Origin of the sequence: Cupriavidus sp. WS, assembly GCF_000395345.1 — a bacterium.
GTDB lineage: Bacteria > Pseudomonadota > Gammaproteobacteria > Burkholderiales > Burkholderiaceae > Cupriavidus > Cupriavidus basilensis_B.
This window is the reverse complement of the sequence record NZ_AQPL01000270.1, coordinates 1-22,685: the sequence shown is the minus strand read 5'-3', so window position 1 is coordinate 22,685 and position 22,685 is coordinate 1. Positions and strand designations below refer to the sequence as shown.

The following is a 22,685-nucleotide window of genomic DNA, read 5'->3' as shown; positions in this document are numbered from 1 at the left end:
GGAAATCGGCGGAAAGGCGCGCATGGCGAAGCGGGGATCGGGAAAACCGGGGATCGAGAATCCGGGCAAGGCCGCGGCGGTGCCGGTGCGGGACCGCGGCCGCCGGGCCGAAGCCGACAATCTACCGGCACCGGCATGCCGGCGTCAACCGGCACGCCGGCGCTTGCCGGCGGCGCCCCCTGCGCTACACTGGTGCTTCCCCGATTTCCGGAGTGTTCGATGCGCGCATCCCTGTCCCCTGCCCTGTCCTCTGTCCCGGCCTCCGCGCGGTCCGTCCTGCGCTGGCTGCTGCTGGCCCTGAGCGCCAGCCTGCTGTCCGCCTGCGGATACAACGACTTCCAGGCCAAGGACGAGGCCGTCAAGGCAGCCTGGGGCGAGGTCATCAACCAGTACCAGCGCCGCGCCGACCTGATCCCCAACCTGGTCAACACCGTCAAGGGCTACGCCACGCACGAGCGCGAGACCCTCGAAGCCGTGACCAAGGCCCGCGCCGCCGCCACCAGCATCCAGGTCTCGCCCGAGACCCTCAACGACCCCGAGGCCTTCAAGCGCTTCCAGCAGGCCCAGGGCGAACTGAGCGGCGCGCTGTCGCGCCTGCTGGCCGTGTCGGAGAACTATCCGCAGCTCAAGGCCGACGCCTCTTTCCGCGATTTGCAGTCGCAGCTCGAAGGCACCGAGAACCGCATCACGGTGGCGCGCCAGCGCTATATCGCCGCGGTGCGCGACTACAACGTCCTGGCGCGCAGCTTCCCCACCAACCTGACCGCGATGGTGTTCAAGTACCCGGTCAAGCCGTCCTTCTCGGTGGAGAACGAAAAGGCCATCTCGGCGCCGCCGGCGGTGAAGTTCTGATCCGCGCCGCGCACACAGCAGGCTAGACCCAAGAGGCTGAACCCAAGAGGCTGAACCCATGCGGCAAGACCTGGCCCGACCCCTCCCCCCGCCGGCCGCGCGCGGCTGGCGCGGCGCGCTGCTGGCGCTGGCGCTGATGCTCGGCGCGCTGCTGGCGTGGCCGGCCGCGGCCGCGGCGGCGGCCGGCGCCGACGGCTTCGTGCCGGTGCCGCCGCTGACCCAGCGCGTGACCGACCTCACCGGCACGCTCAGCGCCAGCCAGCGCGGCGCGCTGGAAAACGTGCTGGCCGAATACGAGCAGCAGCGCGGCAGCCAGATCTTCGTGCTGATGGTGCCCACCACCGAGCCCGAGCCGATCGACGCCTACAGCATCCGCGTGGCCGACGCCTGGCGCGCCGGGCGCAAGGGCATCGACGACGGCGTGATCCTGCTGATCGCCAAGGACAACCCGCCCGGGCTGCGCAAGATGCGGCTCGAGGTGGGCCGCGGCGTGCAGGGCTCGCTCACCGACGCGATGTCCAAGCGCATCCTGCAGGACGTGATGGCGCCGCACTTCCGCCAGAACGACTTCTACGGCGGCCTCGCGGCCGGCGTCTCGGCCATCCAGGCCACCATCGACAAGGAAGGCCTGCCCGGCCCGCAGGCCGGCGGCAAGCCGGCCCAGCGCGATTCGCTGGCCGACTGGCTGCCGGTGCTGTTCCCGCTCGCCATCATCCTGTTCTTCTTCATCTCCGCCGCGCGCCGCCCGCGCGGCCCGCAGATCGTGACCGGCCGGCGCGGCTGGGACGCGGCCGCCGGCGGCCTGGGCGGCACGCTCGGCGGACTCGGCGGCGGCTGGGGACGCGGCGGCGGAGGCGGATTCGGCGGCGGTGGCGGCGGAGGGGGTGGCGGCTTCGGCGGCGGCGGGGGCGGCGGATTCGACGGAGGCGGCGCCTCCGGCAACTGGTAGCCACGCATGCCCCACTTCAAACGCGCGCTGCGCCATCTCGGCACCCGCCCCGGTGCCGCCAACCGCCACTTCCCCGCCGAGGCCCGGCAGCAGCTGCAGCAGGCGGTCGCCGCCGGCGAACAGCGCCACCACGGCGAGGTGCGCGTGGTGATCGAATCCAGCCTGCCGGTCGGCCTGGCCTTCGCCGGCATCACGCCGCGCGCGCGGGCGCGCGCCCTGTTCGGCGCGCTCGAGGTCTGGAACACCGAAGGCCACACCGGCGTGCTGCTCTACATCAACCTGGCCGACCACGCCGTCGAGCTGCTGGCCGACCGCGGCATCGACGCCCGCGTCGGCCCCGAGACCTGGCGCGCGCTGTGCAGCGAACTGGCCGCCGGGCTGGCGCGCGACCTTTCGGTCAGGCCGGTGCTGGCGACGGTGGAGCAGATCCACCACCTGCTCGCCACGCACTTCCCCGCCGAGGACGGCAAACCCAACCACAACCAGCTGGACGACCGGCCGGTGGTGCTGTAGCGCCACCCGGCCGCGCGGCGGCAGGCGCGCCTTCGCCGCGGATCGCGGTCAGGCCGCCCGCGCGCCGCGCTCGCGGCCCAGCGCGTACCAGGCCGCCGCCGCCACCTGCAGCGCCACCAGCCCGCCCCACACCACGAGGTGCGCGCGCGCCGGATAGCGGCCGTCCGCGACCGGCCAGAGATCGAGCACCATGCCCACCCCGACCTGGCAGGCAAAGGTGGCCAGGAACACCGCCAGCGTCAGCGCGGTGGTGGCGCGGCCGATCAGCGCGTCGGGAAAACCGCGCGCCAGCACGGCATAGGCCAGGATGCCGCTCGAGCCGAACACGCCGTAGGCGCTCCACATCAGCACCGGCGTCAGCGGCACGCCCGCGATGATCAGGCACTGGACCACGATGAAGCCGCTCATGCCCAGGCCGGCGAACGCATACAGGCTCAGCCCGGCGCGCTCGAGGTGGCGCGCGGCCCAGCCGGCGCACACGCAGCCGCCCATCATGGCGAAGCCGATCACCGACACCAGCCGCGCGCTCTGCCCCGGCGACTGGCCCGCCACGTCGCGCAGGAAGGCGCCCACCCACAAGGTCTGCACCGACAGGAAGATGCCCTGGTTGAGCAACGCCAGCGGCACCACGCGCAGGAAGCGCTCGTTGCGCAATACCTGCCAGGTGCCGCGCAGCTGCTCGGCGAGGCGCTGCTGGCCGGCGCCGCCGGCTTCGGGCGCGGCGAACCACAGCAGCGCCGCCATGCCCAGCGTCAGCCCGGCCAGCCCGTAGCTGAGCGTGCGCCAGTCCGTCCACGACAGCAGCCACGCCAGCGGCGCGCCCACCACCACCGCGCCGAGGCCGCCGATGGCCATGACCACGCCGTTGAGCAGCGGCATGCGCGACGGTGGGAACCAGATCGACAGCGCCTGGATGGCCGCGCCCAGGCACACCGACACGCCGATGCCGATCAGCAGGCGCCCGGCCGCCAGCGCCGCCATGCCGGGCGCGCTGGCGAACACCAGCGCGCCGGCCACCGCCGCCAGCAGCAGCACGGCCTCGGTGCGGCGCGGGCCGAAGCGGTCGAGCAGCAGGCCCGCCGGAATCTGCGCGCAGGCAAAGCCGAGGAAATAGAAACTGGTCAGCAGGCCGAGATCGGCGGCGCTCAGGCCCATCTCGCGGATCAGGTGCGGCGCGAAGCCCAGGTTGACGCCGCGGTAGACATAGGACACCAGGAAACCGAGCGAGAAGATGCACAGCACGCGCCAGCGCGCGCCGGCGTCGCGCGGCAGGGCCGGCCCGGGCCGGCTGCCGGCGGCGGGCGCGGGCGGGGCGGCAACGGCGGTGGCGGCAGTGGCGGCGGACGTGGCGGAGGAAGAAGCAGGATTGGCGGAAGTCATGCCGGCATTGTCCCGAGTCGCACCATGCAAGGCCAACGAAAGATACCTGCCGCGATTGTGAGTAGAATTTGACGGCAATGACCTCCCGAACGCCCAAGCCCGCCCCGCCGGCCGCGCCGCCGTCCATCCCGGCCACCGCCGCCACCGTGGCCGATGGCCCCGCTGGCGCGCCGGCGCCCGGCGCCACCCCGCACCTGCCCGCGCTGCAGGCGCTGCGCGCCGTGGAGGCCGCGGCCCGGCACCGCAGCTTCTCGCGCGCGGCGCAGGAGCTGTCGCTGACCCACAGCGCAATCAGCCACCATATCCGCGCGCTGGAAGCCAGCCTCGGCACCAAGCTGTTCCAGCGCGCCGCCCACCTGATGATGCCCACCAGCGTGGGCGCGCGCCTGGCCGAGCGCATCCGCGACGGCCTGGCCGAGCTGCAGGACGGCCTGCGCGAGGCCAGCAACGGCTGCGCGCCGCAGGTGATACGGCTGGAAGTGAGCGTGATGGCGGATCTCGCCAATGCCTGGCTGATCCGCCGCCTGCCCAGCCTGCGCGACGTGCTGCCGGGGCTGGACCTGCACCTGCGGCTGCACGCCGAGATCAGCCCGCCCGACCCCTACGCGGTGGACGTGGGCATCTGGCACCAGCGCGTGGACCTGCCCGGCTTCGCCTGCCACAACCTGATCGAGGACCACGTGGTCGCGGTGGCCAGCCCGGCGCTGCTGGCGCGCTATCCCGGCTTCACGCTGGCGGACCTGCCGCGCCTGCCGATGCTGCGCTTCGCCCTGCGGCCGTGGCGCGACTGGCTGGAAGCGGCCGGCCTGCCGCCCAGCGAGCCCGAGCGCGGACCGATCTTCCAGGATGCCGGCATGCTGCTGCAATCGGCCGTGGCCGGCCAGGGCGCGGCCACGGCGCGCCTGCAGCTGGCGCGCGACTATCTCGCCAGCGGCGAGCTGGTGCAGCTGGGCACCGCGCGCATCCCGTCCAGCCTGCACTACTGGGTCATCTGGCGCGAAGCCAATCCGCGCGAGAAGACCATCCAGCAGTTCCACGCCTGGCTGCAGGCGCAGGTGGCGGCTTCGTCGCTGCCGGACAGCGTGCGGCCCGCGGGGATCTAGCCGCCCTGGTTCCGCGCCGCCGCGCGCAGGGCCTCGATGCGCTCGCGCGTGAGCGGATGGGTGGAGAAGAAATCGTTGTCCCCGGCCTTGTCGCCGTCCTCGGCGGCGCGGCGGCTGCGGCGCTCGCGCTTGGTCTCGCGCCCGCCGGCGCCGGCGGAGGCGTCGCCGCTGGCCGCCGGCGCCGCCGCCTCCTCCTGCCTGTGCGCGGCCTCCAGCGCCTCCAGCACGTCGGCGAAGGCCGACACCGGCAGGCGGTTGTCCCGCATGACCTCGACCGCGTAGGCATCGGCCGCGCGCTCGTGCTCGCGCGAGTAGCGCAGCGTCAGCAGCGTCGCCGGCACGCCCGCCAGCACGCTGGAGTAGTCGCCGAAGAAATACGCCGCCAGCGCGCCCACCGCCGAGGCCTGCAGCACCTGCTGCAATCCGTGGCGCTGCGCCACGTGCCCGGCTTCGTGGGCCAGCACGCCGCTCAGGCCCGGGCCGGCGCCGGCCAGCTTCACCAGTTCGTCGGTGACGACGATGGTGCCGCCCGGCAGCGCCAGCGCGTTGGCGCCAAGCTGGCCGCCGCGGCGGAACACGATGCGGTAGTCGTGGCCCGGGTCGGGCGGGCGCCGCAGCGCGGCGAAGTCCGCGCGGATGCGCTCCTGCTGCGCGGCCGGCAGCCGGGACGGCGCCAGCAGCCCGTCGTCGATGCTGGCCAGCGTCGCCTCGCCGAGCCGCGCTTCCAGCGCCGGCGGCACGCGGCGCGCCACCACGCCAGCGCCCCACGGCAGCACCACGACGTAGCCGGCCGCCAGCACCGCCGCCAGCCCGAGCACCGACAGCAGCACCAGCCGCCAGCTGTTCTGCGCGCGCGCCACCCAGCCCTCGCGATGGCCGCTGGCGGCCAGCAGCGCGGCCAGCCCGGCGTGGTCGGCGATCTCGCAGAACGCGCCGTCGGCGAACGTCACCAGGCGCGGCGCGCGCCGCACGCGCTCCGACACCCGCAGCGCCGACAGCGGCGCGCGCCGCAGCACCGCGCCGCCGCCGTCGCGCAGCACCGCCTCGCGCCCCTCGACCGACAAGCTGGCCGCGTGCGCGCGCGACGAGCGGCCATCGTAGTAAGTGGCGGCGACCGGGGCCGGGGCCTGGGAGGGATGCGGCATCAGGCGGACGGGATCAAGGCAAGGCTCACGGCGGGCTCACAGCGCGATGTCGATGTCGTACCAGTCCACCGCCGCGTCGCCGAGCGCGCCGACCTGCTGGGTTTCGCCGGCCACGAAGGCATCCAGCGGCGCCGCTGCCAGCATGGTCATGCTCTCGACCCGGTAGCGCGTCGAGCGCACCTTGGCGAACGGCATGAACAGGCCCAGCGTGAACACGGTGGCGATCAGGTTGGTGAAGAAGATGAAGAACAGCCGCCCGGCCCTGACCTCGCTGCGGAACGCATGCGGCGCCAGCGTGGTGTGGTTCCACACCAGGTTCTGCAGGCGCGCCATGAAGAACGGCCCGATCGACAGCAGCGCCACGTAGAAACCCGCCACCGCCGCCAGGAAGGCCATCGCCGCGCCGCCCGCGCTGCCGCCGAGGGCATGGCCGAGCACGCCGACGACGACCGCGGCGAGCACGCCCACCGCCACCATCATGCCGAAGGCGCGCAGGTACACGCCGTAGAAGCCGCCCGCGGCGGCATCGATGGCGAACGGCGCCGTGCCGAAGCGCGTGTGGTTGTGCTGGTAGCGCTTGAAGCGCTGGTGCGCCAGCGGCGCCAGCGCATAGAGCGTGAGCACCGCGAGCGCGGGCCACAGCAGGAACACCTTGTAGGCCTCGGCGTCGCCGCCGGTGAAGGCGAAGCGCAGGCCGCGGTAGCTGGAGTTCGCCATGCGAAAGCGCAGCGAGCGCACCAGCAGCAGCGGGAACACCAGCGCCAGCGCGAGGCCCAGCGCCAGCGACAGCAGCATGGAGACGTGGCCGGCGAGCTGGAACACCGCCGCCAGCGCGAACACGATGGCCCGGCCCTTGAGGATGGCCGTGGGGCGGCCGTGATAGTCGAAGCTGGCGTTGTCGAGCCGCGTGTTGCGGTAGAAGTACTGCATGGTGCGCACCTTGGCCCAGGGCGAGTAGATGCCCAGCGTGACGATCGTCAGCAGCGCATTGACGATCCAGATGCGGAAGTACTCCGAGCCCGAGCCGACGAACTCGAACCGCAGCGGATGCGGCTGCGCGGCGGGCGCGGCCGAGGCCGGCACCGGGAAATCGTTATTGCTGTCGTGCATTGCTGGCTTCTCCCTTGAATGCCGCAAACGGTACCCGTCGAGGCCCATGCGCCGGCGGAAAATCGGGCGACGATAGCCCACCGCCATCGTGGCGGCGAGCAATGTATCAGGACTGCAACCAAAATCGCCGTCACCGGGCCGATTTGTAAGAAGTTCCTGCCTCATCCAACAGAGCGAGAAAGCGCCGCCCCGGGCGTGCGCCGGCCCACGTTGGCCTGCCGCGCGACTACAGCGCGGCTACAGCTTTTGGCGCCGGCCTCATCCGGACGCGCGTTGCCCGCACCGCCGGCGGGCATGCGCGCGGCGCAGCGTGCGCTGGCCCACGCTGCCCGCTCCGGGCCCCGCCGTATCGCGCATGAAACCATTTGCGCGACGGTGCGGCGGCTGCTCCACCACCCGGATGCGCCTGCGCGCTTACCCGACCCCGCCGGGCACGATTTTGCCTGAAAACACGACGAGCGCGCCTTGTCATGCACTTGATCGCGCCGCCAGGCGCCGGTCACGCCACTACGCGGCCGGCCCGCGCGATCCGGCCGGGCACGACAGCACCGCGCCACAGTAACACCAGGGAAACATCCTGTTACAAGAACCGCGTCAAGTTACAAGTAGCTCAAAAACATCACCAATCAAATCAATCACTTAAGTTCACTGGCATGTTCGTCGCTCTTATGCCCGTTACAAAGACCAGAGCGACCGGGAACAACACAACACGGTACGCCAAGGATGCCAGGGCCAAGCCGGTGCAATCCGGCAGCCCCGGCATCACGACAAAGCATTGAAAACGGGGGTGAAGCGGTTGCCGTGACAGGGCAGCCGTTTCGCGGGGAGGTTTGGCGGCGGGCCGGCGCAATCTTTGTTTCCACGGCCCACGCCGCAGCGGCGACGAGCAACGCGCCGCGGCGGCGATCACAGGCAGTCTTGCAGCACTTTCAGGCGCGGACCGGTTCCTGAGGGAGGTCAGAACCGGTTCGCGGCACCTACCAGCGCAACAAGCCGCAGCAAGCGGCGACCGCGCCGGGTGAGGACCCGCGGCTGGCACCCAGCCACACGGTTCCCTGAAGACTGGTGGAGCCGGGAGGCCCGCCTTGTCGCGTAGCGCCACGGGGAGGCGGCGATGCTTGCATCGCTGCTGCGCCACCGCGCACGCGTCATCGAGGAATCCCCCTGGCTTGGCCACGGCCGGCACCACCGGCCGAATCTTGTGCCCGACTCTCAGCGGGCGCTTTTTCCCCTTGAACCATGACGTAAAGGAGAAGGACATGAACACCATGTTCGAAGGCATCAAGCGTTTTGCGCGTGAAGAAGACGGGGCTGCCGGCGTGGAATATGCGCTGCTGCTGGCGTTCGTGGCGCTGGTCATGATCGTGTCGGGCCCGGCCCTGGCCACCGCGGTCGGCAGCATCTGGTCGAAGATCCAGGCGGCGCTGACGACGGCGGCCGCCTGAGCCTGCCGCCCGCGCGTCCCGGCCGGATCCGAATCCGACCGGGCCGCGCGCTGCCTGCCCGCGAATGCCTCGGTATCACGCCGTCACGCGCTTCATGCAACGAGGATGCCATGAGTACCTTTGACCCTCTTACCAGCGGATACCTGCTCGCCCTGGCCGGACTTGCCGCCGCCAGCGACATGCGCAGCCACCGTATCCCCAACTGGCTGGTCGCGGCCGGACTCCTGCTGGCGCTGGCGCTGCAGATGACCTTGCACGGGCCAGGCCAGGGCGCCCAGGCCTGGCTGACCGGCGCGCTGGCCGGATTCGCGCCCTACCTGGCGCTGTACCTGCTCGGCGCCGTGGGCGCCGGCGATGCCAAGCTGATGGCCGGCATCGGCGCCTTCGCCGGACCGCAGGCGGCGCTGGAGATCGCCATCGCGAGCTTCGCCGTGGGAGGGCTGCTCGCGCTGGCCGTCATGCTGATGCACAAGCGGGTGAGAAAGACATTGTCCGGGATCGGCACGCGCCTGCTGTGGCTGCCGCTCGGCCTGCGGGCCAATCTGGCCGGCAGGGACAAGCTGACCACGGCGGCCCGCCTGCCCTACGCGGTGGCGATCGCGGGCGGCGTGGTGCTGGTGATGACGGGCGTGCTCTGACGAGCCGGGCGCACGGCCCCGCCACGAAAGACAAAGACAAAACAACAACGACGACGACGATGAACGGAACTGGCGCCAGGGCCAGGGGAGGCACTCGCGCCTCGCCGGCGGCGCCGATGCCTGGATCCACACTGGGGAGGACCATCAAATGAGAAACGTACGCGCAATCGTGATGCTGCTGGTGGCGGCGCTGGCCGGGCTGGCGGCGGTGGTGCTGGCCTCGCGCTGGATGATGCAGCAGAGCTCGGGCAGCGTCACCAAGGTGGTGGTGGCCGGCACCGACATCAACCTCGGCCAGCGGCTCGCGCCCGAGTTCGTCAAGGTCGTGGACTGGCCGCGCGAGAGCCTGCCGCCCGGCGCGCTGACCGACCAGAAGCTGATCGACGGCCGCGTGACCAAGGCCAGCGTGATGCGCGGCGAGCCCATCCTCGAATCCAAGCTCACGCCCATCGGCACGCGCGGCGGCCTCTCCGCCGTGATCGCCGAGGGCAAGCGCGCCATCACCGTGCGCGTCAACGACGTGGTGGGCGTGGCCGGCTTCGCGCTGCCGGGCAGCTTCGTCGACATCATCGTCAACACGCAGAAAGACCAGGCCAGGAGCGAGGGCGCCACGCAGAACGAGCAGTCGATCTCCAAGATCGTGCTCGAGAAGATCCTGGTGCTGGCCATCGCGCAGGAGGTCAACCGCGACGAGACCAAGCCCAAGGTGGTCAATGCCGTGACGCTGGAAGTCTCGCCGGAAGAAGCCGAGAAGCTCGACCTGGCGCGCAGCGTGGGCACGCTCTCGCTGGTGCTGCGCAACCAGGTCGACCCGCGCCCGGTCGACACCGCCGGCGCCACCAAGCGCAGCCTGCTCAACGAGCCCGTGCTCAAGGCCGCGGTGGCCCCGGCGCCGGTGGCCAAGGTGATACAGGTCGTGCAGCGGCTGACCGAGAAGAAGATCGCCAGCAACTGCGTGGGCGTGATCAGCGGCATGCAGCAAAACCAGGAATGCTTCTAAGGCACGGACGCCGACGACGCCAGATGCCGGCCCCAGCCACTGGGGTCAACAACCGGGGGGAAAATCAAATGGACCGACACCATACCCAGGAGGGCAGCCCGCGCGGCCGCGCGCCGCGCAACGGCCCCTCACGCCTGAACCTGACCGCGCTCGCCGTGCTGTCGATGACCTGCGTCTGGCTGGGCAGCGAGCAGGCCCGGGCCGCCGATGCCGCGGCCGCCGGCACCGCCGGCGCGACGGGGAATGCGGGCGCGGCGGGCGCCGCCCAGGCACAGGCCGCGCCCGCAGCACAAACTGCGCCGCAGGCGATGAAGCTCGCCGCCAACGGTCCGATCCAGCTCACCATCGGCGCGGCCAGCGTACCGCCGCCGCCGAGCGATGCCGGCGTCAGCCGCGGGCCCAATTGCATGGGCGCGGCGCGCGAGCCGCAGCAGATCGCGGTGCCGGTGGGCAAGTCGCGCATGCTGCCGCTGCCCGAGCCGGTGCGCACGCGCACGCTGGGCAATCCCGGCGTGGTGCAGGCCATGCTGGTGTCGCCGCAGACGCTCTATCTGCTCGGCCTGGATGTCGGCACCACCAACATGATCGTGCAAGGCAAGAGCGGCAACTGCACGGTCATCGACGTGACGGTCGGCGCCGACCCCGGCGGCCTGCAGTCGACCCTGCACGACCTGCTGCCCGGCGCGCGCGGCGTGCGCGTGTCCGCCGCCGCCGACAGCCTGGTGCTGACCGGCAACGTGCCGGACTCCACCGTGGCCCAGATGGTGATCGACATCGCCAACGCCTTTGTCGTGCGCCAGACGCGCGGGCCGCTGCAGGCGCCTCCGCAAGGGTTCGGCGCGCCCGGCCAGCCCATGCTGGCCATGAACGGCATGCCGATGGGCGGCATGGGCATGGGCATGGCCGGCACCGGCAACGCCGGCGGGCAGCCGCTGCGCAGCCAGCGCATCATCAACATGATGACGGTGGATTCGCCGCAGCAGGTGATGCTCGAAGTGAAGGTGGCCGAGGTGTCCAAGACGCTGATCGACCAGCTCGGCGCCGCGTCCAACCTCAACGGCGCCTTCGGCAGCTGGAGCTTCGGCCTGCTGGCCAACTTCCTCTCGGGCGGCGCGGGCGTGATCACCGGCATCAAGCACAACAACCTGCCGTTCAACTTCCAGATCGACGCGCAGAAGGGCGACAGCCTGGTCAAGGTGCTGGCCGAGCCCAACCTGATGGCGATCAGCGGGCAGGAGGCGAGCTTCCTGGCCGGCGGCAAGGTCTTCATCCCGGTGCCGCAGGCCTCCAGCGCGGGCGGCACCACCATCACGCTGCAGGAAGAAACCTTCGGCGTCGGCCTGCGCTTCACGCCGACGGTGCTGGCCAACGGCCGCATCAACCTGAAGGTGGCGCCGGAGGTGTCCGAGCTGTCGCCCACCGGCGTCGCGCTCTCGGCGCCCAACCTGAGCGGCAGCACCATCCTGCCGCTGATCACCACGCGCCGCGCGTCCACCACGCTGCAGGTGATGGACGGGCAGAGCTTCGCCATCGGCGGCCTGATCAAGAGCAACGTCACGGGCAGCCTCAAGGCCCTGCCGGGCGCCGGCGAACTGCCGATCCTCGGCAACCTGTTCCGCAGCACCAACTTCCAGCAGGACAAGAGCGAGCTGCTGTTCGTGGTCACGCCGCGCCTGGTCAAGCCGCTGCCGGCCAACTACCCGATGCCGACCGACTCCTTCGGCAGGCCCACCCCGGGCGAGGTCTTCATCAACGGCAACATGGAAGGCCATCCGGACGTGGTCATGCCGCCGAGAGCGCCCGCCGGCGCGCCGCTGCCGGCGCCGGTCAGCGCGCCGGCCGCGCCGATGGCGCCCGCCCCGGCCGCGCCCACCACCAGCAAGGACCCGATGGCGGGCCCGCGCGACAGCGCCGACGCGGCCGCGCCGGCGCCGACCATCGCCGGCACGGCAACGCCTGCCGATGCCGCGCAATGAACAGGGGAAACATCATGGACATCCGCACACTCGCCGCCCGCTGCGCGCGGCTCGCCCTGGCCGCCGCCGCCGCGGGCGCGGCCGCCGGACTGGCCGGCTGCATGACCACCACGCCGGTGTACGACGCCCACTTCGGCGAAGCCGTGCGCATCGTGCGCGCCATGCAGACGCTCAATCCCGATGCCTCGCTGAACGCGGACCCCGTCACCGGCGTCGACGCGCGCAGCGCCACCTTCGCGATGGACCGCTACAACACGTCGTTCCGCAATCCGCCCGCGGACACGAATGCGTACGCGATCGGCGTCGGCACTTCGTCCGCGTCGTCGGCGCCCTGACCCGATGGCGGCACGCGGTGACATGCGGCGGCCCGCTGCAACGCCGCCGCGGGCCGCCAGGCACAACACAATCTGGGAGAAACAGTGATGGCAAAGCTCATTCTGGTCTCGGCCGACGAGGCGCGGGCGCGGCAGATGTCTTCGATGGCCGGCCAGGCCGCCACGCAAAGGCAGTTGCAGCTGGTCTGCGCCGACCCGGAGAAGGCACTCGGCATGGCCGGGCTGATCCATCCCTCCGACTTCCTGATCCTGCAGGCCGACGACTTCAGCGCCGACGTGCTGGAACGCCTGCGCCAGCGCTTCCCGGAGCCCGGCGACGTGCCCTGCATCCTGGTCACGCCGTCGCCGTCGGCCGAGCTGCTGATGCGCGCCATGCGCATGGGCATCCGCAGCGTGCTGCGCTGGCCGCTGGACCCGCGCGAGTTCAACGGGGAACTGGAGCGGCTCGCGGTCAAGCCGCTCAACGGCAGCCACGCCGAGGCGCGCACCTTCACCTTTGCCTCCTGCAAGGGCGGCAGCGGCACCACCTTCGTCGCCGCCAACTTCGGCTACGCCATCGCCGCGCGGCGCGGCAAGCGCGTGCTGCTGGTGGACCTGGTGCAGCAGTTCGGCGACGGCGCCTTCCTGGTCACGGACAAGGCGCCGCCGGCCACGCTCGCGGACATCTGCCAGCAGGTCGAGCGCCTCGACCTGGCGCTGCTCGATGCCTGCATCACGCATGCGCACCCGAACTTCGACGTGATCGCCGGCGCGGGCGATCCGGTCAAGGCGGGCGACATCAAGTCCGCCCACCTGGAGAACATCCTCGACCTGGTGCGCCCGGCCTACGACGTGATCCTCTTCGACATCGGCCAGGACATCAACCCGTCCTCGATCATGGTGCTGGACCACAGCGACACCATCTACCCGGTGCTGCAGCTGAGCCTGCCCTACCTGCGCGCGGGCCGCGGCCTGATGGAGATCTTCCGCTCGCTGGGCTACCCCGCCGACCGCCTGCACCTGGTGATCAACGAGTTCGAGAAGCACTCGCCGGTGAGCGTGCGCACGCTGGAAGAAACGCTGGGCGGCAAGGTCGCGCACATCCTGCCGTCCGACCTCAAACCGGCCCGCGACGCCAGCAACCAGGGCGTGCCGGTGCTGCAGCTCGCCGAGCGCAGCCCGATCGCGCGCGCGCTGGCGCAGATGGTGGACGCGGTGTTCCCGGACACCGCGAAGCAGGAGGACGGCCTGCTGCGCAAGCTGCTCGGCCACGGCAGGGAACGCGCCGGGCAGGCCATGCCGGTGGAGCGGCACGCCTGAACGGATCGCGGCGACGGCCGCCCCGGCAACCCAGATACCGGCGCGCGACGCGCCACGGAGAAACGAGATGTCACTGCGCGAACAACTCTACGAGAAGGCCGGCGAAACGGTGGCCGAGCGCGTCGGCCCCGCCGCCCCCACCGCGAACGCCGCCTACCAGCAGCTCAAGATGGAAATCCACGAGGCCATCATCGAGCGCGTGGAACTGGAAAAGCTGCAGCGCCTCGCGCCCGATCAGGTGCGCCGCGAGCTGGCCCTGCTGGTCGAGCGCATCATCGACGAGCGCAACATCCCGATCAACGAGAGCGAGCGCAAGCGCCTGGTGTCGGACGTGCGCGACGAGATGCTCGGCTTCGGCCCGCTCGAGCCGCTGCTGACCGACCCGACCGTCTCCGACATCCTGGTCAACACCTTCAGGCAGGTCTACGTGGAGCGGCGCGGCAAGCTCGAGCTGACCGACGTGACCTTCCGCGACGACGCGCACCTGATGAAGGTCATCGACAAGATGGTGTCGCGCGTGGGCCGGCGCATCGACGAGTCGAGCCCGATGGTGGACGCGCGCCTGCCCGACGGCTCGCGCGTCAACGCCATCATCCCGCCCTCGGCGGTGGACGGCCCGCTGCTCTCGATCCGGCGCTTCTCGGTCAATCCGCTGATGGTCAAGGACCTGGTGGAGCTGCAGACGCTCACGCCGCCGATGGCGCAGTTGATCGAGGCGATGGTCAAGGCCAAGCTGAACATCCTGATCTCGGGCGGCACCGGCAGCGGCAAGACCACCATGCTCAACATCCTGTCGGGCTTCATCCCGGCCAGCGAGCGCATCGTCACCATCGAGGACGCGGCCGAACTCCAGATGCGCCAGAACCACGTGCTGCGCCTGGAGACGCGCCCGCCCAACATCGAAGGCCGCGGCGAGATCACCCAGCGCGCGCTGGTGAAGAACGCGCTGCGCATGCGCCCCGACCGCATCATCCTCGGCGAAGTGCGCGGCGCCGAGGCGCTCGACATGCTGCACGCGATGAACACCGGCCACGAAGGCTCGCTCGCCACCATCCACGCCAACACCCCGCGCGACGCGCTGACCCGGCTCGAGAACATGATCAGCATGGCGGGCCTGTCGCTGCCGCCGCGCACCATGCGCCAGCAGATCACCTCGGCCATCACCGTGATGCTGCAGGTCTCGCGCCTGACCGACGGCCGCCGCAAGCTGATGAGCGTGCAGGAGATCACCGGCATGGAGAGCGACGTGGTCAACATGCAGGAGATCTTCACCTTCAAGCGCACCGGCGTGGACGCCGAGGGCCGCGTGAAGGGACACTTCTGCGCCACCGGCGTGCGGCCGCACTTCTGCGAGCGCCTGCAGGCCTTTGGCGTGAACGTGCCGGAACGGCTGTTCGAGCCCTCGATGCGCTTCGAGGTATGAGCCGCGCGCGCACCGTCCAGGAGATCACGCCATGAACCAGACCTTCGCGGCCTTCGGCCTCTCGCTCTTCATCGCCATCGTGCTGGCGGTGGTGGCCGGCTACCAGTGGTGGCAGAGCAAGCACAGCGCCGGCGCGCGGCGCCTGGGGCGCCGCGTGCGCGCGGCGGTCCAGGCCGGCTGGCAGGAGCAGTCGTCGTCCATCATGAAGGAGCGCGCCCTGAGCAGCTCGGCGTCGTTCGCCAGCCTGCTGCGCCTGCTGCCGCGCATCCACGCGCTCGACCGGCTGCTGATGCAGTCGGGGCTCAACTGGACGGTGTCGACGTTTCTCTGCTTCAACCTGCTGCCCGCGCTGGCGATCTGCGCGTTCGGCATGCTGATGGGCCTTCCCGCCCCGGCGGTGGGCATCGCCGCCCTGTGCTCGACGGCGGCGCCGCTCTGGTTTGTGCTCCGGCGCCGCAGTCGCCGCCTCCAGCTGATCGAGACGCAGCTTCCGGAAGGCGCCGACCTGATCAGCCGCGCGCTGCGCGCCGGGCACTCTTTCTCCAGCGCGCTGGACATGGCCGGCGACGAGCTGCCCGATCCGCTGGGCGCGGAGTTCCGCCTGACCTTCGACGAGCTGAACTTCGGCGCGTCCATGCACGACGCGCTCAACAACATGGCCGCGCGCGCCCCGCTGCCGGACCTGCGCTACCTGGTGATCGCCGTGCTGATCCAGCGCGAGTCTGGCGGCAACCTGGCGGAGATTCTCGGCAACGTCGCCCGCATCATCCGCGAGCGCATGAAGCTGCTGGGGCAGGTGCGGGTGCTCTCGGCCGAAGGGCGCTTCTCCGGAATCATCCTGGCCGTGCTGCCGTTCGCGCTGGCCGGGGCCATGTACCTGCTCAACCCCACGTTCCTGGATCCGCTCGCCAACGATCCCATCGGGCCGTGGATCGTGGGATATGCCGTGCTGCTGATGCTGCTGGGCCTGCTGTGGATGCGCAAGATCGTGCGCATCCACATGTAGCCGCCGCCAGAAGAACCGGGAGAGACACATCATGCCAATCGAGCAAATCCTGATCCTGATCCTCGCCTTCGTGGTGGCGTTCGGCGTGACGCTGGCCGCCATGATGCTGTTCCAGCCCGACATCCTGCGGCGCCGCATCTCGCAGGTGAGCAAGTCGGCCGCGGGCGCGGACAGCGTGCCCTCGGTGCTCCAGGACGACTGGATGCGCAAGCTGGAACGGCTGTCCAGGCCGCTGGCCAGGCTCGCCCTGCCCAAGGAAGGCTGGGAATCCTCCACCATCCGCATCCGTTTCATGAATGCGGGCTGGCGCAGCCCGTCGGCGATCGCGGTCTACTTCGCCGCCAAGACCGTGCTGGCGGTGGCATTCCCGCTGCTGGTGCTGCTGCTCACGCGCGGCGTGGTCAGCGAGGACAACCCGCGCCTGCTGCCGGCGGCGCTGCTGGCCGCCGCCATCGCCGGCTTCTACCTGCCGGACCTGGTCCTACGCCGGCGCATCCGCGTGCGCAAGCAGGCGATCTTCGAAGCGTTCCCCGACACGCTCGACCTGATCACGGTCTGCGTCGAGGCCGGGCTGGCGCTCGACGCCGCGCTGCTCAAGGTCGTCGAGGAATTCCGCGGCGAGAACAGCGCCCTCGGCGAAGAGCTCGAGCTGCTGGTGCTGGAACTGCGCGCCGGCCTGTCGCGCGAAAAGGCCCTGCGCAACTTCGCGCTGCGCACCGGCGTGGAGGACATCGACATGCTGGTCAGCATGCTGATCCAGGCCGACCGCTTCGGCACCAGCGTGGCCGACTCGCTGCGCGTGCATGCCGACACGCTGCGCACCAAGCGGCGCCAGCGCGCCGAGGAATGCGCGGCCAAGATCGCCGTCAAGCTGCTGTTTCCGCTGACGCTGTTCATCCTGCCGTCGCTGTTCGTGGTGCTGCTCGGCTCGCCGGCCATCCAGTTCTACCGCTCGCTGATCCCGTTCATGATGGGCAACAACCAATAGGCAACCCAGGCCGCGCGGCGGCACGGCGCGCCAGGCGGGCACAACCCAGGACAGGAGGACCTACCATGCAACCTTCGGCCATCTTCGGGCGGCTGCGCCAGCGCGGCGCCAGCGCCGTCGAATTCGCGCTGGTGGCGCCCGTGTTCTTCCTGGTGTTCTTCTCCATCATCGACTTCAGCATGATGATGTTCGCCAACCTCGCCATGCAGAACGCCGTGCGCGAGGGCGCGCGCTTCGCCATCACCGGCCAGAACACCCTCGATCCGGCCAACGCCGCCCAGCAGCGCTACCAGGCCGTGCTGGCCAGGATCCACGACGCCTCGCTGGGCATCTACGACATGTCGAACGCGACCGTGACCACCTGGGTCAACGGCAGCTCGCAGGCCAGCGGCAACACGATGTTCGGCGGCGCGGGCGACCTCGTGGTGATCCAGGTCAACTGCGCCTGGCCGCTGGTCACGCCGATGGTGGCCGCGTTCTTCTCCTCCACGGGCGGCAAGTACACGTTCAGCGTGGCCGCCACCATGCGCAACGAGGCCTTCTGATGAACCGCATCCGCCCCCTTCCGCGCAGGCGCGCCGCGCGCGGCATCGCCAGCATCGAGTTCGCCATCCTGCTGCCGATCTTCATCTTCCTCACGCTGCCGGTGATCGACTTCGCGCGCGCCATCCAGGCCAACCTGATCCTCGTCAACCTGACGCGCGAGGGCGCCAGCCTCGCCTCGCGCAGCGCCTCCTATACGCCGCAGGACATCATGGTCGCGCTGGCGCAGACCACGCCGCCGCTGAAGATGAGCCAGCGCGGCATGATCTACATCACCAAGATCATGGGCGACAACGAGTGCAACAAGAGCGGCTCGAACTGCGCCGTGCGCAACATCGTGCTCGAGCAGTACCGCTGGGCCGGGGGCTGGTCGCTCGGCGGCTCGGCGCCGGACAGCAAGGTGTGGAATTGCGGCGGCGGCACCGGCCAGTGGCAGAACGACGGCAGCTGCGGCGGCATGCCCGCCGGCGGCAGCACGTCGCCCACGGCGAACGCCATGACGGGCCTTCTCACCGACGGCCAGATCGCCTACGTGGTCGAGTCCTACTACAACTTCGACATGCTGTTCAAGGGGCTGACCATCGGATTGCTCAGGATGCCGGACATCGGCCCCAACCTGTATTCGGTCACGTCATTCTGACTGCCGCCGCGAGACCACGACGCAAGGAGCCGCCATGAGAAGCCCCGCAACGACACTGCGAACCGCGCGCGCGCCGGGCACCGGCAGGCAGCGCGGCCAGATCACCCTGATCGCCGCCATGACGATGATCGGCCTACTCGGCGCGGCCGGGCTCGCGGTCGACGCGGGCATGGCCTACGTGACCAAGGCCAAGCTCAACGCCGCGGTGGACTCCGCCGCGGTCGCGGCGGCCCGCGCCGTCACCAACGGCACCACGCAGTCCGACCAGGCGGCCGCGGCGCGGCAGGCGGCGCAGGATTTCTTCGACGCCAACTTCCCGAGCGGCTACCTGCAGGCCGTGCCGGCGATGGCGACGCCGAGCGTGCTGTTCGACACCCCGACCTCGGGCGCGGTCACCATCAACGTCTCGGCGTCGGCCACCATGCCGCTCACGCTGATGAAGGTGCTCGGCTTCAACAACGTGGCGGTCGCCGCGACGGCACAGTCGATCCGCCGGGATCTCGACCTGATCTTCGTGATCGACGCGTCGGGTTCGATGTCGCCTGTGTGGAGCACGGTCAAGTCCAACGCCAACAGCTTCCTCGACCAGTTCAGCCCGTCGTCGGACCGCGTCGGACTCGTGCATTTCGCCTCGGGCGGCCTGTCCGACATCCCGATCAGCACCACCACCCGGGGCTTCAACCGCCCCAACATGCAGAACACCATCAGCAATCTGGCCAACGGCGGCAACACCAACTACGCCGAGGCGCTCTACCAGGCGCGCGCGCAGCTCGACAGCATCACCAGCAACCGCTCCAGCCTGCGCGTGGTGGTGTTCTTCTCCGACGGCCAGCCCAACACGCTGTCGGCCAGCTACAAGATGGGCACGGTCACGACCACCGCCGTCACCACCAACTGCAACCGCAACTGCACGACCACCACCACGACCAGCGCGCCGGTGCCCACCAACACGGTATGCGCGGGCGGCATCACGGCCACCTCGCCCGGCAGCAGCCTCAGCGGGTTCTACGTCATCTCGCAGCAGAACACCAGGATGTCCGGCGCCTGCGCCAGTCTCAGCACGACCACCACCACCGGCGACACCAACAACGGCCGCCGCAACGGCACGGTGACGACGACGGTGACGCAGCCGATGGCGATGCCGCAGTGGTACAACGCGCACAACGCCGCCGACCAGCAATACGCGATCTACCCCACCAGCGTGCCGTACACCGTCACGTCGGCCTATTCGGCGCAGAACGTCTACTACGCGGCCACCAACGTGCCCATCGAAATGGCCTCCTACCTGCGCGACAACAACGTCTACATCTTCACGCTCGGGCTGGACGGCAACGGCGGCTTCGACGAGGGCCTGCTCAAGAACATGGCCAACACCACCGACGCGCCGCTCTACAACAAGAACCAGACCTCCGGCGTGTACTGCTACGCCAAGACCATCGACAACCTGAAGCCCTGCTTCTCGAAACTGGCGTCGGAGATCCTGCGGATCTCCAGATAGGCAGCACACAGCGCGCATCGACGCGCACCGAAGCACACACGACACGCCGGAGGCATCATGATCGACAGCAAGTCCATCCCACTCGCACGCGCGCTCGCGCGCGACCCGCTGCCGCCGCTGCTGCGCCTTCGCGACGCGGCGCTGGAAGCCTGCCTGCGGGGCAGCACCGCCTTCCTGCTGGGGATGTTCGCCTTCGCTGCGATCAAGCAGTGGATGGCCGACCCGACCCGCGTCACGCTGCTGCTCATGGTGGTGGCGGAGTGCCTGACGCTCGGCCTGTCGCTGGTGGTGCGCGCGCCGGCGCGGCGCGACTGGAATCCCGTTGCCGTGCTGTGCTCGCTTGCCGGCACCTACTATTTCCTCGCCTTCCAGCTCGCGCCCGGCACGCGGGTCGTGCCGGAGGCGATCGGCGCCGGCCTCCAGATCGCCGGGCTGGGGTGGCAGATCTTCGCAAAGGCGTCGCTGCGCTATTCGTTCGGCATACTGCCGGCCAACCGCGGCATCGTCTCGAGGGGAGCCTACCGGTTCGTGCGGCACCCGATCTATCTCGGCTACTTCGTGACCGACATCGGCTTCCTGCTGGCCAACTTCGGCATGCAGAACCTCCTGGTGTTTGCCGGGCAATTTCTGCTCCAGGGCATCCGGATCATCCGCGAGGAGAAGCTCCTGTCCGACGATCCCGCATACCGCAGCTACAAGAGCAACGTGCGCTCCCGCATGATCCCCCGCGTCTTCTGAGCGCGGCGCGTCAAACAGGCTGGCCCGGCATGCGGCCGCGCTTGACCGCGGCCGCCCTTTTCTGAAGAATCCATGCGGATACGCACGCCCCGCCCCGGCGCGCGCACGGCATGGAGACAGCATGAAGATCCGCATCCTCAGCGACCTGCACCTCGAGCACGACTTCCCCGCAGCCATGCCCGCCTGCCCCGCCGACCTGGTGGTGCTGGCCGGCGACATCGCCAACGGCCGCACCGGCGTGGACTGGGCCGCCGACGCCTTTGCCCAGCCGGTGGTCTACGTGCCGGGCAACCACGAATACTACGAGAGCTCATTCGACGCGGCCGACGCCGCCATGACCGACGCCGCGCGGGCCTCGGCGAACGTGCATGTGCTCAACGGCGCGGTGGCGTACTTCGACGGCGCCGGCGGCGAGCGGGTGCGCGTGATCGGCACGACCTGGTGGAGCGACTACGCGCTGTTCGGCACCGGCCGGCGCGAGGAGGCGATGCTGGCCTGCGCGGCCCGCATGGTGGACCACCGCCTGATCGAGACCGACGGGGACGACGGCCAGCGGCGGCGCTTCACCACGGCCGACGCGCTGGCACTGCACGAGTCGGCCAGCGCCTGGCTGGCGGCGCAGCTCGCCGCGCCGTTCGGCGGCAAGACCGTGGTGGTGACGCACCACGCGCCCGACCTCGGCAGCCTGGACCCGCGCTATTCGCACGACGTGGTGTCGGCCGGCTTCATCTCGCGCCGCCCGGACCTGGTCGCCCAGGCCGACCTGTGGGTCCACGGCCATACGCACACGGGCTTCGACTACCGGCTCGACGGCGCGCGCGTGGTGTGCAACCCGCGCGGCTACGTGCGCCGCCAGACCGGCGAGCCGGAGAACCCCGCCTTCGACTGGTGCTTCACGGTGGAGATCTGAGCGTCCGCGCGAGTCCGGGCCAATCCACGTAAAACGCCGCCGCCAAAGACAAAAACCCCCGCCGGCTCGCGCCAGCGGGGGTTTTTTGCTACTGCGGGTAATGCGGGTAATGCGGGTAAAGCAGGCTGCCTGCGCGGCGGGCCGGCAGATTTACATCATGCCGTCCATGCCGCCCATGCCACCCATGCCGCCCGGCATTGCCGGAGCCGACTCGTCCTTCGGCAGTTCTGCCACGGCGCAATCGGTGGTCAGCATCAGCGAAGCGACCGAAGCGGCGTTCTGCAGCGCAGTGCGCGTCACCTTGGTCGGGTCCAGCACGCCCATTTCCACCAGATCACCGTACTCGCCGGTGGCGGCGTTGTAGCCGTAGTTGCCCTTGCCTTCGATGACCTTGGCCACCACGACCGAGGCTTCTTCGCCGGCGTTCAGGACGATCTGGCGCAGCGGCTCTTCCATCGCGCGCAGCACGATCTTGATGCCGGCGTTCTGGTCGGCGTTGTCGCCGGTCAGGTTGGCGATGGCAGCGCGGGCGCGCAGCAGGGCCACGCCGCCGCCGGGGACAATGCCTTCTTCCACGGCTGCGCGGGTCGCGTGCAGTGCATCTTCCACGCGGGCCTTCTTTTCCTTCATTTCGACTTCGGTGGCTGCGCCGACCTTGATCACGGCAACACCGCCGGCCAGCTTGGCCACGCGTTCTTGCAGCTTTTCACGGTCGTAGTCCGAGGTCGCTTCTTCGATCTGGGCGCGGATCTGCTTGACGCGCGCTTCGATCGAGGCTGCGTCGCCGGCGCCGTCGATGATGATGGTGTTTTCCTTGCCGATCTCGATGCGCTTGGCTTGACCCAGTTCCTGCAGGGTCGCCTTTTCCAGCGTCAGGCCGATTTCCTCGGCGATCACGGCGCCGCCGGTCAGGATGGCGATGTCTTCCAGCATGGCCTTGCGGCGGTCGCCAAAGCCCGGAGCCTTGACGGCGGCGGTCTTCAGGATGCCACGGATGTTGTTCACCACCAGGGTCGCCAGGGCTTCGCCTTCGACGTCTTCAGCGATGATCAGCAGCGGGCGGCCCGACTTGGCCACTTGTTCCAGCACCGGCAGCAGGTCGCGGATGTTCGAGATCTTCTTGTCGAACAGCAGGACGAACGGGTTGTCGAGGGCGACAACCTGCTTTTCCGGGTTGTTGATGAAGTACGGCGA

General features: G+C 70.1%; 22 protein-coding genes. 18 read left to right on the top strand and 4 right to left on the bottom strand.

What is annotated here, in order from left to right; genetic code table 11:
- Positions 1-219 precede the first annotated feature (219 nt).
- The 3 genes from K206_RS0121915 to K206_RS0121905 are packed head-to-tail and all read left to right on the top strand — an operon-like array spanning position 220 to position 2,314.
- On the top strand, positions 220-852 hold the full coding sequence (locus K206_RS0121915) for a LemA family protein (protein ID WP_020204537.1): 633 nt from the start codon (positions 220-222) through the stop codon (positions 850-852).
- Between the two features lie 58 nt (positions 853-910).
- The gene (locus tag K206_RS0121910) at positions 911-1,801 is read left to right on the top strand and encodes a TPM domain-containing protein (protein WP_020204536.1); all 891 of its coding nucleotides are present in this window, start codon (positions 911-913) and stop codon (positions 1,799-1,801) included.
- Positions 1,802-1,807: 6 nt separating this feature from the next.
- On the top strand, positions 1,808-2,314 hold the full coding sequence (locus K206_RS0121905; RefSeq protein WP_020204535.1) for a TPM domain-containing protein: 507 nt from the start codon (positions 1,808-1,810) through the stop codon (positions 2,312-2,314).
- A gap of 48 nt (positions 2,315-2,362) precedes the next feature.
- On the opposite strand, the gene K206_RS0121900 is transcribed toward K206_RS0121905, so the two are convergent.
- Positions 2,363-3,694 carry a nitrate/nitrite transporter gene (locus K206_RS0121900; RefSeq protein ID WP_020204534.1) on the bottom strand — a complete coding sequence of 444 codons (1,332 nt, stop codon included), beginning with the start codon at positions 3,692-3,694 and terminating at the stop codon, positions 2,363-2,365.
- Positions 3,695-3,771: 77 nt separating this feature from the next.
- On the opposite strand from K206_RS0121900, the gene K206_RS0121895 reads away from it, so the two are divergent.
- On the top strand, positions 3,772-4,797 hold the full coding sequence (locus K206_RS0121895; protein WP_020204533.1) for a LysR substrate-binding domain-containing protein: 1,026 nt from the start codon (positions 3,772-3,774) through the stop codon (positions 4,795-4,797).
- On the opposite strand, the gene K206_RS0121890 is transcribed toward K206_RS0121895, so the two are convergent.
- Both K206_RS0121890 and K206_RS0121885 read right to left on the bottom strand, forming a co-directional pair.
- On the bottom strand, positions 4,794-5,942 hold the full coding sequence (locus K206_RS0121890) for a M48 family metallopeptidase (RefSeq protein WP_020204532.1): 1,149 nt from the start codon (positions 5,940-5,942) through the stop codon (positions 4,794-4,796). The two genes, K206_RS0121895 and K206_RS0121890, sit on opposite strands and share 4 nt — an antisense overlap.
- A gap of 36 nt (positions 5,943-5,978) precedes the next feature.
- Positions 5,979-7,052, bottom strand: a complete 1,074-nt coding sequence (locus tag K206_RS0121885) for a YjgN family protein (RefSeq protein ID WP_020204531.1) — start codon at positions 7,050-7,052, stop codon at positions 5,979-5,981.
- 1,259 nt (positions 7,053-8,311) lie between these two features.
- Between K206_RS0121885 and K206_RS0121880 the strand changes: the two genes are divergently transcribed.
- The 14 genes from K206_RS0121880 to K206_RS0121815 all read left to right on the top strand — a co-directional run bounded on the left by K206_RS0121880 (position 8,312) and on the right by K206_RS0121815 (position 21,491).
- The gene (locus tag K206_RS0121880; protein WP_020204530.1) at positions 8,312-8,497 is read left to right on the top strand and encodes a Flp family type IVb pilin; all 186 of its coding nucleotides are present in this window, start codon (positions 8,312-8,314) and stop codon (positions 8,495-8,497) included.
- 110 nt (positions 8,498-8,607) lie between these two features.
- Positions 8,608-9,135, top strand: a complete 528-nt coding sequence (locus K206_RS0121875; protein WP_020204529.1) for a prepilin peptidase — start codon at positions 8,608-8,610, stop codon at positions 9,133-9,135.
- Positions 9,136-9,283: 148 nt separating this feature from the next.
- Positions 9,284-10,135, top strand: coding sequence for a Flp pilus assembly protein CpaB (gene cpaB, locus K206_RS0121870; RefSeq protein ID WP_029043925.1), 852 nt, complete (start codon positions 9,284-9,286; stop codon positions 10,133-10,135).
- A gap of 68 nt (positions 10,136-10,203) precedes the next feature.
- Positions 10,204-12,111 carry a type II and III secretion system protein family protein gene (locus K206_RS0121865; protein ID WP_020204527.1) on the top strand — a complete coding sequence of 636 codons (1,908 nt, stop codon included), beginning with the start codon at positions 10,204-10,206 and terminating at the stop codon, positions 12,109-12,111.
- A 14-nt stretch (positions 12,112-12,125) separates the two neighbouring features.
- The gene (locus K206_RS0121860; protein WP_020204526.1) at positions 12,126-12,446 is read left to right on the top strand and encodes a hypothetical protein; all 321 of its coding nucleotides are present in this window, start codon (positions 12,126-12,128) and stop codon (positions 12,444-12,446) included.
- 87 nt (positions 12,447-12,533) lie between these two features.
- Positions 12,534-13,745 carry an AAA family ATPase gene (locus K206_RS0121855; protein WP_020204525.1) on the top strand — a complete coding sequence of 404 codons (1,212 nt, stop codon included), beginning with the start codon at positions 12,534-12,536 and terminating at the stop codon, positions 13,743-13,745.
- A 67-nt stretch (positions 13,746-13,812) separates the two neighbouring features.
- On the top strand, positions 13,813-15,168 hold the full coding sequence (locus K206_RS0121850; protein WP_020204524.1) for a CpaF family protein: 1,356 nt from the start codon (positions 13,813-13,815) through the stop codon (positions 15,166-15,168).
- 31 nt (positions 15,169-15,199) lie between these two features.
- The gene (locus K206_RS0121845; protein WP_020204523.1) at positions 15,200-16,174 is read left to right on the top strand and encodes a type II secretion system F family protein; all 975 of its coding nucleotides are present in this window, start codon (positions 15,200-15,202) and stop codon (positions 16,172-16,174) included.
- A gap of 31 nt (positions 16,175-16,205) precedes the next feature.
- Positions 16,206-17,162: a type II secretion system F family protein gene (locus K206_RS0121840; RefSeq protein ID WP_020204522.1), complete on the top strand. Its 957-nt coding sequence runs from the start codon at positions 16,206-16,208 to the stop codon at positions 17,160-17,162.
- Positions 17,163-17,227: 65 nt separating this feature from the next.
- Positions 17,228-17,707, top strand: coding sequence for a TadE/TadG family type IV pilus assembly protein (locus K206_RS0121835; RefSeq protein ID WP_020204521.1), 480 nt, complete (start codon positions 17,228-17,230; stop codon positions 17,705-17,707).
- A complete protein-coding gene (locus K206_RS0121830; RefSeq protein ID WP_020204520.1) occupies positions 17,707-18,345 on the top strand; it encodes a TadE family protein in 639 nt (212 codons plus the stop codon). Before K206_RS0121835 ends, K206_RS0121830 begins: the two co-directional genes overlap by 1 nt.
- A 34-nt stretch (positions 18,346-18,379) precedes the next feature.
- On the top strand, positions 18,380-19,843 hold the full coding sequence (locus K206_RS0121825; RefSeq protein WP_020204519.1) for a VWA domain-containing protein: 1,464 nt from the start codon (positions 18,380-18,382) through the stop codon (positions 19,841-19,843).
- Positions 19,844-19,900: 57 nt separating this feature from the next.
- Positions 19,901-20,581, top strand: coding sequence for an isoprenylcysteine carboxylmethyltransferase family protein (locus K206_RS0121820; protein WP_020204518.1), 681 nt, complete (start codon positions 19,901-19,903; stop codon positions 20,579-20,581).
- Positions 20,582-20,702: 121 nt separating this feature from the next.
- Positions 20,703-21,491, top strand: a complete 789-nt coding sequence (locus K206_RS0121815; RefSeq protein WP_020204517.1) for a metallophosphoesterase — start codon at positions 20,703-20,705, stop codon at positions 21,489-21,491.
- Between the two features lie 150 nt (positions 21,492-21,641).
- Here the strand turns inward: K206_RS0121815 and groEL are convergent.
- A partial coding sequence (gene groEL, locus K206_RS0121810; RefSeq protein WP_020204516.1) for a chaperonin GroEL occupies positions 21,642-22,685 on the bottom strand: 1,044 nt, incomplete at its 5' end.

What these genes read in the sequence shown, in the direction of transcription:
- K206_RS0121820 (WP_020204518.1), top strand. Translation starts at nt 19,901, where the DNA reads ATGATCGACAGCAAGTCCATCCCACTCGCACGCGCGCTCGCGCGCGAC.
- K206_RS0121875 (WP_020204529.1), top strand. Translation starts at nt 8,608, where the DNA reads ATGAGTACCTTTGACCCTCTTACCAGCGGATACCTGCTCGCCCTGGCC.
- K206_RS0121905 (WP_020204535.1), top strand. Translation starts at nt 1,808, where the DNA reads ATGCCCCACTTCAAACGCGCGCTGCGCCATCTCGGCACCCGCCCCGGT.
- K206_RS0121895 (WP_020204533.1), top strand. Translation starts at nt 3,772, where the DNA reads ATGACCTCCCGAACGCCCAAGCCCGCCCCGCCGGCCGCGCCGCCGTCC.
- K206_RS0121865 (WP_020204527.1), top strand. Translation starts at nt 10,204, where the DNA reads ATGGACCGACACCATACCCAGGAGGGCAGCCCGCGCGGCCGCGCGCCG.
- K206_RS0121850 (WP_020204524.1), top strand. Translation starts at nt 13,813, where the DNA reads ATGTCACTGCGCGAACAACTCTACGAGAAGGCCGGCGAAACGGTGGCC.
- K206_RS0121825 (WP_020204519.1), top strand. Translation starts at nt 18,380, where the DNA reads ATGAGAAGCCCCGCAACGACACTGCGAACCGCGCGCGCGCCGGGCACC.
- K206_RS0121910 (WP_020204536.1), top strand. Translation starts at nt 911, where the DNA reads ATGCGGCAAGACCTGGCCCGACCCCTCCCCCCGCCGGCCGCGCGCGGC.
- K206_RS0121855 (WP_020204525.1), top strand. Translation starts at nt 12,534, where the DNA reads ATGGCAAAGCTCATTCTGGTCTCGGCCGACGAGGCGCGGGCGCGGCAG.
- K206_RS0121845 (WP_020204523.1), top strand. Translation starts at nt 15,200, where the DNA reads ATGAACCAGACCTTCGCGGCCTTCGGCCTCTCGCTCTTCATCGCCATC.
- K206_RS0121890 (WP_020204532.1), bottom strand. Translation starts at nt 5,942, where the DNA reads ATGCCGCATCCCTCCCAGGCCCCGGCCCCGGTCGCCGCCACTTACTAC.
- K206_RS0121835 (WP_020204521.1), top strand. Translation starts at nt 17,228, where the DNA reads ATGCAACCTTCGGCCATCTTCGGGCGGCTGCGCCAGCGCGGCGCCAGC.
- K206_RS0121830 (WP_020204520.1), top strand. Translation starts at nt 17,707, where the DNA reads ATGAACCGCATCCGCCCCCTTCCGCGCAGGCGCGCCGCGCGCGGCATC.
- K206_RS0121860 (WP_020204526.1), top strand. Translation starts at nt 12,126, where the DNA reads ATGGACATCCGCACACTCGCCGCCCGCTGCGCGCGGCTCGCCCTGGCC.
- K206_RS0121885 (WP_020204531.1), bottom strand. Translation starts at nt 7,052, where the DNA reads ATGCACGACAGCAATAACGATTTCCCGGTGCCGGCCTCGGCCGCGCCC.
- K206_RS0121900 (WP_020204534.1), bottom strand. Translation starts at nt 3,694, where the DNA reads ATGACTTCCGCCAATCCTGCTTCTTCCTCCGCCACGTCCGCCGCCACT.
- K206_RS0121815 (WP_020204517.1), top strand. Translation starts at nt 20,703, where the DNA reads ATGAAGATCCGCATCCTCAGCGACCTGCACCTCGAGCACGACTTCCCC.
- K206_RS0121915 (WP_020204537.1), top strand. Translation starts at nt 220, where the DNA reads ATGCGCGCATCCCTGTCCCCTGCCCTGTCCTCTGTCCCGGCCTCCGCG.
- K206_RS0121840 (WP_020204522.1), top strand. Translation starts at nt 16,206, where the DNA reads ATGCCAATCGAGCAAATCCTGATCCTGATCCTCGCCTTCGTGGTGGCG.
- cpaB (WP_029043925.1), top strand. Translation starts at nt 9,284, where the DNA reads ATGAGAAACGTACGCGCAATCGTGATGCTGCTGGTGGCGGCGCTGGCC.
- K206_RS0121880 (WP_020204530.1), top strand. Translation starts at nt 8,312, where the DNA reads ATGAACACCATGTTCGAAGGCATCAAGCGTTTTGCGCGTGAAGAAGAC.